The 16,146-nt window shown below is 70.5% G+C and carries 13 protein-coding genes; 5 read left to right on the plus strand and 8 right to left on the minus strand.

Features of this window, described 5'->3' with window-relative positions; all coding sequences use genetic code 11:
• Positions 1 to 38: 38 nt before the first annotated feature.
• Positions 39 to 767: a hypothetical protein gene (locus ACWEOE_RS08605; RefSeq protein ID WP_452005887.1), complete on the plus strand. Its 729-nt coding sequence runs from the start codon at positions 39 to 41 to the stop codon at positions 765 to 767.
• 107 nt (positions 768 to 874) lie between these two features.
• On the plus strand, positions 875 to 1,630 hold the full coding sequence (locus ACWEOE_RS08610; protein WP_452005890.1) for an alpha/beta hydrolase family protein: 756 nt from the start codon (positions 875 to 877) through the stop codon (positions 1,628 to 1,630).
• Positions 1,631 to 2,316: 686 nt separating this feature from the next.
• Here the strand turns inward: ACWEOE_RS08610 and ACWEOE_RS08615 are convergent.
• Genes ACWEOE_RS08615 through ACWEOE_RS08640 form a run of 6 tightly spaced genes read right to left on the minus strand, consistent with a single transcriptional unit; the run spans position 2,317 to position 8,793 of the window.
• Positions 2,317 to 3,762, minus strand: a complete 1,446-nt coding sequence (locus ACWEOE_RS08615; protein WP_452005893.1) for a UbiD family decarboxylase — start codon at positions 3,760 to 3,762, stop codon at positions 2,317 to 2,319.
• Entirely contained in the window at positions 3,759 to 4,544 is a 786-nt protein-coding gene (locus ACWEOE_RS08620; RefSeq protein ID WP_452005896.1) for an alpha/beta fold hydrolase, read from the minus strand. The genes ACWEOE_RS08615 and ACWEOE_RS08620 overlap by 4 nt, the downstream gene beginning before the upstream one ends.
• Positions 4,541 to 5,020: a (2Fe-2S)-binding protein gene (locus ACWEOE_RS08625; protein ID WP_452005897.1), complete on the minus strand. Its 480-nt coding sequence runs from the start codon at positions 5,018 to 5,020 to the stop codon at positions 4,541 to 4,543. The genes ACWEOE_RS08620 and ACWEOE_RS08625 overlap by 4 nt, the downstream gene beginning before the upstream one ends.
• Positions 5,017 to 7,338 (minus strand): xanthine dehydrogenase family protein molybdopterin-binding subunit, encoded by a 2,322-nt coding sequence (locus tag ACWEOE_RS08630; RefSeq protein ID WP_452005900.1) that lies wholly within the window; start codon positions 7,336 to 7,338, stop codon positions 5,017 to 5,019. The genes ACWEOE_RS08625 and ACWEOE_RS08630 overlap by 4 nt, the downstream gene beginning before the upstream one ends.
• Positions 7,292 to 8,179 carry an FAD binding domain-containing protein gene (locus tag ACWEOE_RS08635; protein WP_452005902.1) on the minus strand — a complete coding sequence of 296 codons (888 nt, stop codon included), beginning with the start codon at positions 8,177 to 8,179 and terminating at the stop codon, positions 7,292 to 7,294. The genes ACWEOE_RS08630 and ACWEOE_RS08635 overlap by 47 nt, the downstream gene beginning before the upstream one ends.
• Positions 8,176 to 8,793 carry a CoxG family protein gene (locus ACWEOE_RS08640; protein WP_452005905.1) on the minus strand — a complete coding sequence of 206 codons (618 nt, stop codon included), beginning with the start codon at positions 8,791 to 8,793 and terminating at the stop codon, positions 8,176 to 8,178. Before ACWEOE_RS08640 ends, ACWEOE_RS08635 begins: the two co-directional genes overlap by 4 nt.
• A gap of 113 nt (positions 8,794 to 8,906) precedes the next feature.
• Between ACWEOE_RS08640 and ACWEOE_RS08645 the strand changes: the two genes are divergently transcribed.
• From ACWEOE_RS08645 to ACWEOE_RS08655, 3 genes are all read left to right on the plus strand, one after another.
• The gene (locus tag ACWEOE_RS08645) at positions 8,907 to 9,677 is read left to right on the plus strand and encodes an IclR family transcriptional regulator (RefSeq protein WP_452005908.1); all 771 of its coding nucleotides are present in this window, start codon (positions 8,907 to 8,909) and stop codon (positions 9,675 to 9,677) included.
• Between the two features lie 168 nt (positions 9,678 to 9,845).
• A complete protein-coding gene (locus ACWEOE_RS08650) occupies positions 9,846 to 11,171 on the plus strand; it encodes an MFS transporter (protein ID WP_452005910.1) in 1,326 nt (441 codons plus the stop codon).
• Positions 11,172 to 11,203: 32 nt separating this feature from the next.
• A complete protein-coding gene (locus ACWEOE_RS08655) occupies positions 11,204 to 12,514 on the plus strand; it encodes an MFS transporter (RefSeq protein ID WP_452005913.1) in 1,311 nt (436 codons plus the stop codon).
• An 89-nt stretch (positions 12,515 to 12,603) separates the two neighbouring features.
• On the opposite strand, the gene ACWEOE_RS08660 is transcribed toward ACWEOE_RS08655, so the two are convergent.
• Both ACWEOE_RS08660 and ACWEOE_RS08665 read right to left on the minus strand, forming a co-directional pair.
• A complete protein-coding gene (locus ACWEOE_RS08660; RefSeq protein ID WP_452005915.1) occupies positions 12,604 to 14,313 on the minus strand; it encodes an ATP-binding cassette domain-containing protein in 1,710 nt (569 codons plus the stop codon).
• Positions 14,310 to 15,914 carry an ABC transporter ATP-binding protein gene (locus tag ACWEOE_RS08665; protein WP_452005918.1) on the minus strand — a complete coding sequence of 535 codons (1,605 nt, stop codon included), beginning with the start codon at positions 15,912 to 15,914 and terminating at the stop codon, positions 14,310 to 14,312. Before ACWEOE_RS08665 ends, ACWEOE_RS08660 begins: the two co-directional genes overlap by 4 nt.
• Between the last annotated feature and the right edge of the window lie 232 nt (positions 15,915 to 16,146).

A 16,146-nucleotide genomic window follows, 5' to 3' on the forward strand; every position in this document is an offset into this window, starting at 1 on the left:
CGGGTAGTTTTCCGGTCCGGACCGAGGGGGAACATTTCATGCGGATCGTCGTGGTCGGTGCTGCGCTGCTGGTGGCGGTGTCGGCATTGTCGGCACTGTCGGCTTGCAGCTCCGAGGTGCCCGCGCCCGGACCCGAGGCGCTGGGTCCGGACGGTTTGCGCGGCCTCGCGCCCGGCGTCACCAAGGCGGCCGCGGGGGCAACGCTCGCGGCCGAGCCGATGTCGGGCTTCGACGGCTGTGAGTCGTACTCGTTCGCCGGCGCGCCGGCACCCGAGCCGGGTGCGCTCGAGGCCGAGCAGCAGGCCGTGGCGAAGGCCGACGACCTGAACCGCAAGGCCCAGGACGCCGACGCGCACGTGCTGGACCCGGGGATGCGCGGCACGGCGGCGGACTACGCGAAGTCGTCCGCCCAGTCGGCCGCGGCGGCCAAGCTGAGCGCCCAGGCCGCGATGGCCACCACCGCCGTCACCGAACTGCGTGAGGAGCGCGCGGCCGAACTCGCGGCGAGCGGCGGCGCCGTCTTCGCCGGGGGCAAGGTGCGGTCGGTCGTCGCTCCGCCGCAGGTCAAGACGCCGGAGGGCGTGGGCGCGGGGACGCCGCTCGTCGACCTGCACCGCCTGTACGACGCCAAGGGCCTCAAGCCGACGCCGGCGGGCCACTTCGCGGTGACGGTGCCGGGACACCCGACCTGGACGTACGACTTCACGGCCGAAGGCCCGAAGGTCACGTACGTCGCGCTGCTCGACGAGTCCGTGAAGTGCGGCTGACGGCCAGACCTGTCGGTACGCCAGGACACTCTGGGTGCTGGGCCGTCGACGCACCGGCGCCACGCGTGGTCTGATCGACTCCAGGAGTTCTTGCCGGAGGAGAGCGCGTGACCAAGTTCGAGTTTCCCGGGTCCCAGGGCACGCCGCTGGCGGCGCGGCTGGAGCTGCCGCAGGGCGGCGCGCCGAAGGCGTACGCGCTCTTCGCCCACTGTTTTACGTGCAACAAGGACGTGGTCTCGGCGACGCGGGTCGCGCGCGGTCTGACGTCGTTCGGCGTCGCTGTGCTGCGCTTCGACTTCACGGGTCTCGGCGGCTCGGAGGGCGAGTTCGCGAACACCGACTTCAGCTCGAACGTCGGCGACCTCGTCGCGGCCGCCAACCACCTGCGCGACCAGTACGAGGCACCGCAACTGCTGATCGGCCACTCGCTGGGCGGCGCGGCCGTGCTGGCGGCCCGCCACGCGGTGCCGGAGGTCCGCGCCGTGGCGACGATCGCCGCGCCCGCGGACCCCGAGCACGTGGCCCGGTTGCTGGGGGAGCAGCGCGCGGAGATCGAACAGCGCGGCGAGGCCGAGGTGCTGCTGGCGGGGCGGAAGTTCCGGATCCGCAAGCAGTTCCTGGACGACATCGCTGGTCAGCCCCAGGCCTCGCGGATCCGCGCGCTGAAGGCGGCGCTGCTGGTCATGCACTCGCCGGTGGACACCGAGGTGGGTGTGGAGAACGCCCGGCTCATCTTCGACACCGCCCGGCACCCGAAGTCGTTCGTGGCGCTGGATGGGGCGGATCACTTGCTCACGGACCGCGCGGATGCGGCTTGGGCGGCGGATATTTTGGCTACTTGGGCGAAGCGGTACCTGGTGTGAGGGGTGCTTTGCGGCGGTAGGGGCTCTGCGCCGGTCGGTTGAGGATTTCGCTGCTCGGGCGGTGCGTGGCGGGTTGCTCGGTCTTGTGCGTGCGGCGTGCTGGGGCGGCGTGCTGTGGCGGTGTGCTCTGGGTCGTGGGGTTGTTTCGCAGTCGTGAGGTCGAGAACGCCGGGTCGCTGCCGGATCGGTGTTTTCGGGGCGCCCGGTTGGTTTTCGGCAACGTCGAGTCGCTTCTGGTGTGCCTTTTTGGGGGCCTTGGGTGGTGCTTCGCACCTTCGGGACGCTCCTAAGGTGCCCTTTGGGGGCCCTGGGTGGTGTTTCGCCACTTCGGGTCGCTTCTGGTGGGCGTTTTTTTGGGGGCCTTGGGTGGGATTTCGCAGCTTCGAGTCGCTTCTGGGTGACGAGGTCTCCGAGCGGCGCTCCGCAACGTCAAATCGCTCTGAGTTGGTGAGTGCCGGGAGCGCCGGTCCGCTCCTTGACAATCACTCGTCCGGGTTGTGGACAAGTCGCCTTCGGCTGGCTCTCACCAGGGTTTTTGTCGGTGGGGGCCGATAGAATGGGTCCAGGGCCTGCCCCCTGGGAGGGCGGGGCTCTGCCCCGGGCCCGGTGAAGGTGACCCCAAAGGAGAAAGCCCCCACCACCCAGGCCAAGACAGGCCCGAGCAGCAGGGGCAAACCCACAGAACCTCAGCCCAGCACGTCACTCCACTTGTCCGCCAGCGAGCTCAAGAACGCCGGATCACTCGAAGCCACCTTCGGGAACGACCCCAGCCGCTCGAACGGACGGCACGCGTCCACGATCGCGCGGCTGTTGTACGCCGGTGAGCCGTCCACGTACAGCGGGTCCAGCTTGCTGCCCCACGTCTGCTTCATGATCTCGATGTCCTGAGACGGGTCGCTGCGCGTCGACATGGCCCAGATGACCTCGTCGGGGTCGGCGGGGTCCACGTCGTCGTCCACGACGACCACGTAGCGGTTCATGTAGGCCGCCGCGGGGCATTGGGCGGCGAGGTAGGCGACCTGGCGGGCGTGGCCCGGGTACTTCTGCTGCAGCGAGACCGCGATGAACAAGCGGCCGCCGCCGGATTCGTGGGCCCAGGCCTTCACCACGCCGGGCACGCCGGTGGCGGCGAGCTCGTCGTGGATCATCGCGGACTTCATCACGGTGCGCATGTACGAGTAGTCGTGCGGCGGCTTGCCGGGAGGCGCGCCGAGCAGGACCGGGTTGTCCCGGTAGTACATGCGCGTGATGTCGATGGCCAGGTTCGGCCGGCGCTTGCCCGAGTAGTAACCCGTCCACTCGCCGAACGGGCCCTCGTCGCGCTGGAGGTCCGGCCGCAGCCAGCCCTCGATCGCGATCTCGCTGCCCGCGGGGATCGGCAGGCCCGTGTCCGGACCGAGGACCACCGGCACGCGCGAACCCAGCACCGCGCCGGCGTACTCCAGCTCGGAAACCCCGCCCGGCACCTCCGTGCCGCCCAGCACGAGCAGCAGCGGGTCGTGCCCGAACGACACCGTGACCGGCGCCCGGCCCTCCTTCTCGAACCACGCGCGCACGTTCTGGTCGCCGTGCTTGCCCGGCACCATCGCGACGGTCACGCCGCGGCCGTCGTCCTGCACCTCCATCCGGTAGCAACCGCCGTTGTGGACGCCGGTCTCCGGGTTGGACGTGACGACGAAACAGCCGGTGCCGATGAAGCGCCCGCCGTCGTCGGCGTGCCAGCGCGGCACGGGGAAGTCGAGGAGGTTCACCGAAGCGCCCTCGACGGAGTTGGCCAGCAGCGGCGCGTCCGTGACCGGCAGCACCGGGAAGTCACGCGCCGTGGCGGCCCACACCCCGGGCTTGCCGCGCAGGGCGTCCACCACACCGACGTCGTCGAGGTCCTCGCCGAGCCGCAGCGTGCGGCCCAGCCGGCGCGGCGAACCCGTGCTGCCCGTGAGCACCCGCAGTCCGCTCGAATAACCCTTGATGTCGTCGAACAGCAACGCCGGCGGCGGGTCCATCCGGTAGCTCAGCTCGGCGATGCCGCCCAGCTCGAGGTCCCAGTCGGCGCCCTTGACGTCGCGCAGCTCGCCGTAACCGCTGATCGCGTCGATGTGCGAACGCAGGTTGAGCAGGGGTTCTTCGGTCACTTCGAACCACCGAAGAACGAAGCCAGCGCGGGCCACAGGTCCGGTCGCTCCAGCAGGCTCAGGTGCCGGGTCTTCTCCAGCACCTGCAACGACGCCCCGCTGATGCCGGCCGCCAGCTCCTCCGACATCGACGGCGGCGTGGCGTAGTCCTCCTCGCCGACGAGCACCCACGTCGGCGCCGTCACGTTGCCGAGCTGCGCCCGTGCGTCGAGCCCGCCCAGCGCGCGGCACGCCGCGGCGTGGGCCGCCGAGTCCGTCTTGAGGAAGATCTCGCAGACGCGCTCGACCTCGTCGGCGTGCTGCTCGAGGAACGGCGCGGCGAACCACCGGTCACGCTGGAAGTCCAGCTGCTTGTCGCGCGCCACCGTGGTCGCGCGTTCGGCCCGCTCGGCCCACACCGGCACCGCGTCGTCGCCGTAGTACGCGGTGCCGTCGGCCAGCACGAGCCGGTGCACGAGGTCCGGGCGCGTCGCCGCCAGGGTCAACGCCGTGCTCGCGCCCATCGACAGCCCAACGACGTCCGCGGGACCTTCACCCAGCGCCGAGATCACGGCCGCCGCGTCGGCCGCCATGTCCGCGACGCCGAAGTCGGTGCCGTCCCAAGTGGACTCACCGTGGCCACGCGCGTCGAGCGCCAGCACCTGCGCGCTGTCGGCGAAGAACCGCGCCACCGGGTCCCACACCGCACCGGAGAGCGCCAGCGGGTGCAGCAGCAGGAGCGGCCGTCCCGAGGTCCCCGTCCGGTGGACGTGCAGGGTGCCCTGCGAGGTTTCGACGTTCACGCGGTGGCCCTCTCGTTGCGGGCGGCCCGGCGCGAAGCCGCCGCCTTGATCGCGGCGTGGATCTCGGAGTAGGTGCCGCAGCGGCAGATGTTGCCCTCCAAGTGCTCCACGACCTCCTCGTCGGTCGGCTGCGGGTTCTCGCCCAGCAGTTCGTGCGCCATCATCACGAAGCCGGGGATGCAGTAACCGCACTGCATCGCGCGGTTCTCCACGAATTCCGCGACGACCTCGTCGTCCTTCGGCAGCCCGTCGGCGGTCGTGATCTCGGCGCCGTCGAAGCGCGCGGCGCGCGAAAGGCACGTCGACACGCTCTTGCCGCCCACGAGCGCCGTGCACGCACCGCACGCGCCGACGCCGCAGCCTTCGCGCACGCTCGTGGTGCCGAACTCGCGGCGCAGCACGTCGAGCAGCAGCTCGTCGTCGGCCACGCCCAGCTTGCGGCGCAGGCCGTTGACCTTCAGCTCGATCTCTTTCATGCCTGCTCCTCCAGCGCGGTCAGGATCCGTTCCGGCGTCAGGGGAAGCGTGGTGATGCGCACGCCGGTCGCGTCGCGCACGGCGTTGGCGATGGCCGGCGCGAGCGGGATGATGGTGGTCTCGCCGACGCCCTTGGCGCCGAACGGGCCCGTGCGGTGCGGGCTCTCGATGATGATCGGCGTGATCTTGTCCGGCATGTCCTTGATGGACGGCAGCTGGTAGTCCAGCAGCGTGCCGTTCACGATCTGCCCCTCGTCGAACACCATCTGGTCGAACAGCGCGTGCCCGATGCCCATGATCGCCGCGCCGGAGAGCTGCTGCTCCACCATCGCGGGGTTGATCGCCCGGCCCACGTCACCGGCCACGGCCAGGTGCTCGATGTGCACGCGCCCGGTTGCGGTGTCCACGGTGAGCTGCACCGCGGCCGCCCCGGCGAACCAGTGCTCGGTGACCTGCGGCGACTGGCCGGTCTCCTTGTCGTACGGCTGCCAAGACGTGGTGAAGTTGGCCTCGGCGGTCAGCGTCGTGCCGCGCGCGCCGAAGTGGCCGTGCAGCAGCTCCGAGATCGACACCGTCTCCTGCGTCTGCGCGCTGACGAGACCGTCGGACGTGAGCTTGATGTCCGTCTCCGCCACGCCGAAGCGCTCCGCGGCCAGCGCCACGAGCTTGTCGCGCATGTTCTCCGCGGCCAGGCGCACGGCGTTGCCGGTGTGGTAGGTCGAGCGGCTGCCGGCGGTGATCGTGTCGTAGGGCGTCACGTCGGTGTCGGCCTGGATCACGCGCACGCCACCTTCGTCGAGGCAGAGCACCTCGGCGGCGATCTGCGCCATGATCGTGTCGCTGCCCTGGCCCATGTCGATCGTGCTGATCAGCAGCGACGCCGAACCGTCCTGGTTGAGCTGCACCACGGCGTTGGAGATCGTCGGCGTCAGCACCGCCTTCACGCCGACCGCGATACCGCGGCCGCGCACGAGCCGGCCTTCCTGCTTCACGAACGGCGTGCCCCAGCCGATGGCCTCGGCCACGGCCTCCATGCTGCCCATGAAGTCGGCGCTGTGCATCGGCGTGCCGACGGGCGCGGTGTCGCCCTCGCGCAGCATGTTGCGGCGGCGGAACTCCACCGGGTCCTCACCGAGCTGACGAGCGAGCTCGTCGGCCAGCGACTCGTGCGCCCACGTCACCTGCGGCACCCCGAACCCGCGGAACGGGCCGGCCGAAGGCTTGTTCGTGTACACGCACCGCGACTTCACGGACACGTGCTCGACCTTGTACGGACCGGGCGCGACCATGCCGGACTTCGCCGTGATGCGCGGGCCGACGTCGGCGTAGGCGCCGGTGTCGTAGCGCACGTCCGAAGTGGAGGCGACGATCATGCCGTTCTCGTCGGCCGTCATGCTGCCCGCGACCGCGCAGCCGTGGCGCGTGGTCAGCAAGAACGCTTCTTCGCGAGTCGCCGTGATCTTCACCGGCAGCTTCAACGTCCACGCGAGCGCCGCGACCAGCGGTTCGAGCCGGTCGTACATCTTCGCGCCGAAGCTTCCACCCAGAGGCGCGGTACGCACGCGGACGCGGTTGAGCGGCAGGTCCAGCAGGTCGGCCAGCGACTGCCGCACGTACGACGGCGTCTGCGTGGTCGCCAGCAGTTCCAGCCGGTCGCCTTCGCACCACGCGGACGCGAACGGCAGCTCGATCGGCACGTGGTGGGTCGGCGGGCACCAGAAGTCGTACGACACCGTGGTGCCGGAGACGCTCGACGGGTCGCCGCGGCGCAGGTTGAACTCGTAGTTCACGTTCGTGTCGCGGATACCGCGCAGGTGCTTGAGGTCGCCGAACACGATCGAGGGCTTGAGCTCGTCGTGCACGTACGGCGCACCCTGCACGGCCTTGTCCACGTCGTGGATCGGCTCGAGCTCGTCGTAGGTGACCTCGATGAGCTCGGCCGCCTCGCGCGCTTGCTTGACGCTGTGCGCGACCACGGCGGCGATCGGCTCGCCGACGTAGCGCACCTTGCCGTGGGCCAGGCTCGGCTGGTCGGAGAACGCCGGGCCGGTCATCAGCCGGTCACCGAACTCCGCGTACAGGTCCTCGCCGGTCACCACGGCGACCACGCCCTCGGCCGCGAGCGCCTGGCTCGTGTCGATGGCGGTGATCTTCGCGTGCGGGCGGGTGCTGCGGTGCACGGCCACGTCGAGGCACGGCCGGATCGGCTGGTCGGCGGCGTAGCGGTACTCACCGCGGACCTTGGACCGCCCGTCGACACGGGACCAGCGCTCACCGACGGCGGCGCCGGCCGAAGAACGAGGTTCGACGGTCGTCATCGCTGCCCTCCTTCCAAGAGTTGCGAACGGCTTCTTCCACGGCCACGAGGCCGAGGCGCCGCTTGTAGTCGGAGCTCCCGCGCACGTCGGGAATGGGGTCGAGCAGCGGCGACGCGGCTTCCTTCGCCGCCTCGACGACGTCGTCGACCGAGGTGTCGGACGTGGTCTCGAACTGCAGGAACACCGGCACGTGACTGAGTGCGCCGAGGCCGAGGCGGACTTCGCGCTTGCCGCGCGAGCCGTCCACGACCAGCGCCGCGGTGGACGCCGCGGGCCAGTCGTTCGCCGCGAGGCTGGAAAGCTTCGCGAAGGCAGCGCCGGCCGATTCCGGCTGCTTCGGGATCTCGATCGCCGACACCAGTTCACCGTGCTCGAGCGCGGTCTGCTGGAAGTCGACGAAGAACTCGCGCGCGGGCACCTTGCGCGAGCCGCGGCGCGAGGTGAGCTCCACGGTCGCGTCGAGCACCATCAGTGCCGTCGGCGGGTCGAGCCGGTAGTCGCCGTGGGCGATGTTGCCGCCGACGCTCGCGGTGTTGCGCACGCGGGGGTTGGCCACCCGGCCGTAGACCTCGGCCGCGAGCGGTGCGACCCGGCGCACCACCGGGCTGGTCTCCATGCGCCGCAGCGTGACGAGCGGCCCGACCCGGAGGCCGTTCGCCGTCTCCTCGATCTGGTCGAGGCCCGTGACCCCGCCGATGTCGACCAGGTCCGTGGCGAACAGCACGCCCTGCTTGAGCAGGATCTGCACGGCCGTGCCGCCGCCGTAGACCATCGTGTCCTCACCGTCGTCGAGGAGCGCGCAGGTCTCCTCGAGCGTGGTGGCGTAGTGGTAGGTCGTCACTTTTTCCCACCGAACAGCTTGGCGAACAACCGGCGCCACCACGACTCGCGGGCGGGCGCGGCGTCGGAGGACCCGGCCGGAGAGGCGCCCGGCGCGGCCTTCTTCTTGGCCGGTGCCTCGCGCTTGGCGAGCACCGTCTTCAGGCCCGGGTTGTCGGGCCCGGGCGGGCCGGCGGCGCAGATCTCGGCGAACGCGGCCACGAACTCCCGCTCCACCTCCTGCGAGCGGCGGCGCACGATCGACTCGCCCATGCGGCCGATCTTGCCCCAGATCGCCACGTCGAGGCTGTACTCCACTTTGGACGACGAGTCGCCCTCGGGCTGCACGCCCAGGCGCGCGTCGATCTTGATGGAGCTGCCGAGCCGGTGGTCCTCGCCCTTCAGCAGGGCCTTGACCTCCTCGGGCTCGGTCAGTTCCGTGATCTCCGCGGAGAACCCGGCGCTGAACTTCACGTGCGCGATCTCGTTGACCAGCTTGCCGCGGTAGTGCGTCTCGTCCGTGCGGACGAGTTCGGCCGCGCCGGGGATCGAGACCCGCATCGTGTCGGGGTCGAGGAAATGGGCGAACACACGTTTGTGGTCCGCGGGGACGATAAAGGAGGATCCAAGCTTCATTTGACCACCATAGAGGACTTAGTGTCTGCTCTAGAGGACGTTAACACGGTTCTGGCGAGGCACAAAAGAGCTCGGCTACCGTGCGCTGGAGCAGAATGGCGAGGGGTGACGAAGTGAGCGACGTTCCTGCGGTGCTGAACGCGGTGCGGCTTCTGGAGCGGGTTGCCCGCGATTGGCCGGAACCGGTGTCGTCCGGCGTGCTGATCGACGAGCTGGGCCTCAATCGCAGCACCGCCTACAACATCCTCGGCACGCTGCAACGGGCCGGCTGGACGGCGACGCGCGGTGACCGCGGCGGCTGGACCCTCGGTCCTCGGTTGTTGTCGATGTCACGTGTTTCCGAGGACTGGATGACCGAGATCGTGCAGCAGGAGCTCGATGCGCTGAGCCAGCGCACGGGGTTCATCGTCTTCGCCGTGCAGCGCCACGGTCCGGCCGAGTACTCGGTGCTCGCGAAGGGCGACCGCGGCAAGGGTGTGCGGATCACGGTCGGCATCGGTGACACCTTTCCCTTCTCCGCGCCCGCGATCATGCGCGCGTTCTACGCCTGGGAGGACCCGGCGAACGTCGAGCGGCTCGCCGAGCGCTACGGACTGGAAGGGTTCACCCCCGAGACCGTGACCACCCGGGACCGGCTGCGTGACGAGCTGGAAGCCACGCGTAAGCGCGGGTACTCGGTGAGTGTCCGGGAGTTCGACCTCGGACAGTCGGGTGTGGCCGCGCCCGTGTTCGACGCGCAGGGTCGCGTGTCGATGGTGGTCTGCACGCTCGCGTTCTCCTCGGAGCTGAACGAGTCCACTGTGGATCAACACGGATCGTTTATCCGCGAATGCGGACTCAGGATCACCGAACGCACCGGAGGTGCGGAGAAAATCGGCGAATAGTTCCGCATTTGCGGAGCTATCGCGATCTTGCCGGTCGACGCGATTCTTGACCGTTGTCGACCGGCTCGCTTAATGTGCCGCATGCGGGACTCGATGTCCTGGATAGAGGACATCCTGTCCCGTACTCAAGTCCCGATCCGGCCCAAGGCGGCCCGGAAGGAGATGGCCGTGAGCGACACCGCCGTCAAACCCGCGAGCTGGACGCGGGCCCTCACCCGAACCCAGTGGCGGTCGCTCATCGCGGCCAACCTCGGCTGGCTGTTCGACGGGTTCGAGACGTACGCGCTGATCCTCACCGCGGCCGTCGTGCTCAAGCGGCTCGACCCGGGCGCCCCCGCGAGCCAGGTCGCCTTCCTGACCGGCGCCACCATCGCCGTGACCCTGCTGGGCTGGGGTTTCGGCGGCATCCTCGGTGGCGTCTTCGCCGACTACTTCGGCCGGCGGCGCGCGCTGCTCACGTCGATGGTCCTGTACGCGGCGTTCACGGGCCTCACCGCGGTGTCGTGGTCGTGGACGTCGTTCCTGGTCCTGCGCTTCATCACCGGGTTCGCGCTCGGTTCGGAGTGGGGCACGGGCACGTCGCTGGTCGCCGAGACCTGGCCGGCCAACGCGCGGGCCAAGGCCGCGGGCCTCATGCAGTGCGGTCTCGGGCTCGGCTTCTTCATCGCGTCGGCCTGCTGGCTGTTCATCGCGCCGCTGGGTGCGGACTCCTGGCGGTACATGTTCCTCATCGGTGTGCTGCCGGCCGTGTTCGCGCTGTGGCTGCGCAAGTCGGTGCCGGAGTCGGAGAACTGGAAGTCCGCGCACGCCCGCCGCAAGGAGCTGAAGGCCCGAAAGGACCAGCCGCTCACCGAGAAGGAACAGTCGTTCACGCGGCTCACGCTGCGCCAGATCATGGTCGACCCCAAGCTGCGCAAGCTGACCATCCTCGGGTCGCTCATGTCCCTGGTGACCACGCTCGGCTGGTGGGGCATCTCCACCTGGGTGCCGGCCTACGTCGCCTCGGTCGCGGCGCAGAACGGCGCTTCGGGACAGTCCTGGGCCAGCGCGGCCGGGATGATCTACAACGCGGGCGCCATCGCCGGGTACATCGGGTTCGGCTTCATCGCCGACCGCTTCGGCCGAAAACCCGCTGTGCTGTTGTTCTTCGGTGCGTCTCTGGTGCTCACCCCCGTGCTGTTCCTGTGGACGCACAGCCTCGGCCTGATCGTGGTCGTGCTGGTGATCAACGGCTTCTTCACCCTCGGCCAGTACACCTGGATGCCGGTGTGGCTGCCGGAGTTCTACCCGACGCACCTGCGCGCGACCGGCGCGGCGTTCGTCTTCAACGCGGCGCGGTTCATCGCCTTCCTCGGGCCGCTCACCGCCGGCGCGATCATCTCCCAGCTCGGCGGCTACGGCGTCGCCGCGACCGTCGTTGGGCTCATCTACATCCTCGGCCTCGTCGTCGCCCCGTTCTGCCCCGAAACCCGCGGTCAGCAGCTTCCCGACTGATCGCCTGATCCCACCCCGTGAAAGGCCCCCGAATGTCGACCGTTCGCATCAACGCGCCGACCGGCGGAGGTACGGGCTTGCGCCCGGCCACCGCACGCATCCTGATCTTCGCCTTCCTGGGCACCCTGTTCGACGGCGCCGAGCTGAACCTCGTCGGCTATCCGCTCGCGTACCTGTCGGAAAGCCTGCACGTGAGCACCATCCAGATCGTGCAGGTGGCGACCCTGCAGGGCTTCGCCTCGATCGCCGGCGGCATCCTCGTCGGCTGGCTCGGCGACCTCTACGGCCGCCGCTGGACCTACACCGGTTCGGTGGTCGTGTTCGGCCTCGCCGCGCTGCTGGGCGGCCTCGCGCCCAACTACCTGGTGTTCCTGCTGACGCGGCTGCTCGCCGGCATCGGCATGGGCGGGCTCTTCGGCCTGTCGTACTCGATGTTCGCCGAGGCCTGGAAGACGAGCAAGCGCGGCCTGATGGGCGGCTCGATCCAGTCGATGTACATCGTCGGGCAGATCGTGACCGAGGGCGTCATCTACTTCTGCATCGTCCAGTTCGGCACCGCGTCGGGCTGGCGCGCGGGCTACATCATCATCGGCGCGGTGACGCTGCTGATCGGTGTGCTGTCGGCGATCATGCTGCCTGAGTCGGACCAGTGGCGGACCTACCAGCGCGAGCTGCGCGAGGGCCGCGTGCCCGCGGACATGCGGCGCACCAAGGTGCCGATCGTCGACCTGTTCCGCAAGGGCTACGCCGGTGGCACCATCCTGTTCATGGGCATCGCGACCGCCCTGTTCCTCACCACGAACTCGATGATCTCGTACCTGTCGACGTTCCTGATCAAGGTGGAGAAGGTGCCGCTCGGCACGGCCAGCCTGATCGTGCTGCTGAACCTCATCGTCACGGCCGTCACCTACCCGATGGCCGGCGCGCTGTCCGACAAGATCAAGCGCAAGTGGGCCATGTTCGTCGCGGGCGCGTTCGGCGTCATCGGTTTCGCGTGGTTCCTCATCCTCGTGGTGGGCCACAACGCGAAGATCGGCTCCAACTTCTGGGGCGCGCCCACGTTCTGGGCGCTGATGCTGTGCGCCGCGGGTGCCAGTGGCTTCGGCGTGCTGGGCGTGTGGATGGCCGAGTTCTTCCCCACGCGCGTGCGGTCCACCGGCTCGAACCTCAGCTACTACGCCGGCCGCGGCCTGGGCGCGGGCCTGTTCCCGCTCATCGCCCTGTCCATCGCCGGCACGGTGCCGCTCGCGCTGGCGTTCGGCATCGTCGGCCCGGTCGCGGCGGCGGTGCTCTCGCTGGCCGCGCCGGACTCGACCGGACGGCGGATCGAAGCCGTCGAGTAGGTCCTCGGCCCTCTTGCTGTGCCCGGTCCGTCCACACTGGATGGACCGGGCACAGTGCTGTGCTGCCGGGAATCGACGCTGCTCACCGTTCACTTTCCTGTTCGGATCGGTTCGGCGGACAGCCACGCCTGCATCAGCCCCGCGTACCGCGGCGAGCGGGCCGTCAGGTCGGCGTGGCTGCCGAGCAGCGTCTCGTGGCCGTCGAGCACCAGGACGCGCCGCGCGCGGATCGCGCAGGAGAGCCGGTGCGCGATCACGATCAGGGTGCAACCGCGTTCGGCGAAGACCCGCTCGGCGTGGGCCTCGGCCGCGGGGTCCAAAGTGGACGTCGCCTCGTCGAGGATCACGATGCGCGCGCTGCTCGCGTAGACCCGCGCGAGCGCGATGAGCTGCGCTTCACCGCCGGAGAGGCCTTCGGCTCCGTGGCCGAGCTCGCCGTCGAGCCCGCCGAGCCGCGCGAGCAGCGGCCCGGCGCCGACGGCGTGGGCCGCGGCGGCGAGGTGCTCGTCCGACGCGGTGGGGGCGAACAGGCCGAGGTTGTCCCGCACCGTGCCCGCGAACAGGTAGGCCTGCTGGGAGATGAGTGCGATGAGGTCGTGGCGGTTGGCGGCGTCGGTGATCGGCACGCCGCCCAGCCGCACCTGCCCGGCCTGGGGCGTGAGCAGGCCCGTCAGCAAGCCGGCGAGGGTCGACTTGCCGATCCCGCTCGGCCCCACGACGGCCAGGTGGTCACCCGCTGCCAGGACCAGGTCCAGATTTTTGACGACGGGTTCGGGTGCCGCGCCCCAGCGGAAGGTGAGGCCGGTGGCCGTGAGCTCGCTGCCGCGCGCTTGCCGGGTGCCCGGCCGCGGCGGCGGCACCTCGGCGGTCTCGGCCAGCCGCCGCAACGCCACGATCAGCCGCAGCACCACCGTCGCGGCAGTGGCCGCCAGCCCCCGCACCGCCGGTTGCATCGTCGTCGCCAGGTACACCAGCGCGCCCAGCGCCGCACCCGCCGTGAGGTCTCCGTCGGCCACCAGGCCGGGCGCCACCGCCAGCGACGCGATCAACGGCACGAATGCACCCAGTGAGATCACCAGCGACCGCGCGGCCCCGGCGTTCGCCACCTTGACCGCGGCTTCGGCCTGCTGGTCCACGGCGTCGTACACGGCCAGCGCCGCGCCCGGCTCGCCGCCGCACGCCACCACGTCACGCATGCCGCCGAGCACCGCGCCGGTCGTCTCGGCGGTCCGCTCGTCCGCCAGCACGGCCGCGCGTTGCCTGCGCGCCAGCGCCGGCAGCAGGGCCGTGAACCCGGCGATCGAGACGACGACCGGCAGCGCCACCGGCACCACGAGCTGCCCCGCGACGGTGACCAGCCCCGCGATCGCCGCCGCCGTGGTCACGACCATCGCGCGGGCCTGCACCAGCAGCCCCGCCGTCGCGTCGCGCACGACCTCGACGTGCTGGGTGATCCTCGCGACGCCGCTCGCGTCCGGTGCGTTGCGGGGCGGGTTCGGGTCGTGCAGGACACCTCGCACGATCGCGGTGACCAGTGCGTCGCGCAGGGGTTCGACGACCTTGCCGAGCTGGTGCCAGACGAGCCGCGAGCCGAACGCGCCCGCGAGCGCAGCGAGCCCGAACAACCCGAGGAAGGCCAGGCCGGTTCGGGCGTCGCCGACCGCGAAGCCCTTGTCCACGGCCAGCTCGACGAGGCGGCCGGAGAAGAACGCGGGTGCGCCTTCGAGCGCGGAGCAGACGAGCAGGACGAGGCCGCCGCGCCACTGGCGGGCGAGGGTGGCGCCGTAGTCCACGGTCATCCGGCCTCCTCGGTGAACACCGCGCGGTACGCCGGATCGCGCCACAGCTCGTGGTGCGATCCGGCCGCACGCAGGCGCCCGGCGTCGAGCCAGAGGACGGTGTCGGCCCGGGCGGCGAGCGCGGCGCGGTGGGTGACGACCACGAGGGTCCGCGCGCGGACGTCGGCGAGGACGGCCTGTTCGGTGACGGTGTCGAGGCTCGCGGTGGCGTCGTCGAGCAGGAGCACGCGGGGGCTGTGCACGATGGCGCGCGCGAGGCCCACGCGGGCTGCTTCGCCGCCGGAGAGCGGTGTTTCGGCCAGTGGCGTGTGGTAGCCGTGGGGGAGGCGGGTGATGACGTCGTGGATCCGCGCGCTGCGGCAGGCGGCGCGGACGGCGGTGTGGCCGGCCCAGCTGCCGTAGCCCACGGCGTCGGCGACGGTGGCGGTTTCGGTTGCGGTCAGCAGGTGCGGCCGCGCGAAGGCGTACCCCACGACGGCGCGCAGCTCCTCGGGGCGCAGGGTGGTGAGGTCACGGCCGTCGAGGCGGGCGGCGCCGGCGTCGGGCGTGGTGAGGCCGCCGAGGAGATTGACCACAGTGGACTTGCCGGAGCCGGATTTTCCCACGATGGTGGTGAAACTTCCGGCCGGGATGGTGAGGGAGGTGGGGTGCAGCGCGCCGTGGACGGCGGCGTTGTCGAGGGTGAGCGTGCCGTTGCCGGGCAGGAGCCCGAGCTTGCCACGCTCGGGGGTGGGGGCGTCGAGGACCTCGGCGACGCGCTCGGCACACCCGCGGGCGCGCGAAACCGTGGTGAGCAAAGGAATTTGGGTCACCAGGCCCAGGCCGAGCGCGACGTAGCCGAGCGCCGCCAGCACGTCCCCGACCGTGAGGCGGTGCCCGAGCACCCCGAACCCCGCCGCGGCGAGCGCCGCCAGCTCCACGGCCGGCAGGAGCAGTGCGGCCCGCCACACCATCTTCGCCTGCGTCCGCCACATCCCGCGTCCGGCGAGGTTCAGTCGTGGCAACGGTTTCAGCACCCGCTCGGCTTCCTGGCCGGCGGTCCCTGACGCGGCGATCGTGGCCAGGCCGGAGGTTGCGTCGAGCAGACGCGCTGCCAGCTCTCCGGACACGCGTTGGTAGGTGAGGACGTCGTCGGCGGTGTTCTTGAGGTGCGACCGCGCCAGGAGCAGGGCGAGGGGAATGCTGCCGAGGAAGACGAGGGCGAGGCGCCAGTCGAGCGCCGCGAGCAGCACGATGGCGCCGACGGAGATCACCGCCGCGGACACGAGCTGCACGACCACGGGGACGATGGCCCCGGCCCCGACGGCGTCGGCGGCCATCCGGCTGACCGCGTCTCCTTCCGCGAAGGGGGACTTGGTTTTCTGGGCCAATAGGGCGTCGATCATTCTTCTTCGCAGCCACGCCCCGGCGCTGCTGGTGACCTTGACGACCACCACCCCACCCACCACGTCCGCGACGATCTCGGCCCCACCGACGATCACCAGCCACGCCACCTGCTTCGCCGCGGGGTTCCCGCTGACCACGGCATCGGTGGCGCTCGCCAGAGCGCCCGGCAGCGCCAGGCTCGCTCCCACGGCCACCAACCCGACCACGACGAGCACCGCGACTCGCCACGGGTCCCTGGCTGCGACTTCCCAGAGCAGACGGTCGCCTGGTGCCTTTCGCCGGTCCCTTGCGGCTGTTTGTGGTAAGTCGTGAGATGGTTCGGCACCTTGCCATTCAGTTCGGCGCCTCGCCTGTGCCGGTGTCCGTACCGTGCGCCCAGGTCGTGCGGCTGGCTGTGGCAAGTTGCCATTCCACAAGCCGCCTTGCCGCTCGGTCTGTCCTTTTGCC

The sequence above is a fragment of the Amycolatopsis sp. NPDC004368 genome, from assembly GCF_053602515.1.

What these genes read in the sequence shown, in the direction of transcription:
- ACWEOE_RS08605 (WP_452005887.1), top strand. Translation starts at nt 39, where the DNA reads ATGCGGATCGTCGTGGTCGGTGCTGCGCTGCTGGTGGCGGTGTCGGCA.
- ACWEOE_RS08625 (WP_452005897.1), bottom strand. Translation starts at nt 5,020, where the DNA reads ATGAAAGAGATCGAGCTGAAGGTCAACGGCCTGCGCCGCAAGCTGGGC.
- ACWEOE_RS08630 (WP_452005900.1), bottom strand. Translation starts at nt 7,338, where the DNA reads ATGACGACCGTCGAACCTCGTTCTTCGGCCGGCGCCGCCGTCGGTGAG.
- ACWEOE_RS08640 (WP_452005905.1), bottom strand. Translation starts at nt 8,793, where the DNA reads ATGAAGCTTGGATCCTCCTTTATCGTCCCCGCGGACCACAAACGTGTG.
- ACWEOE_RS08655 (WP_452005913.1), top strand. Translation starts at nt 11,204, where the DNA reads ATGTCGACCGTTCGCATCAACGCGCCGACCGGCGGAGGTACGGGCTTG.
- ACWEOE_RS08660 (WP_452005915.1), bottom strand. Translation starts at nt 14,313, where the DNA reads ATGACCGTGGACTACGGCGCCACCCTCGCCCGCCAGTGGCGCGGCGGC.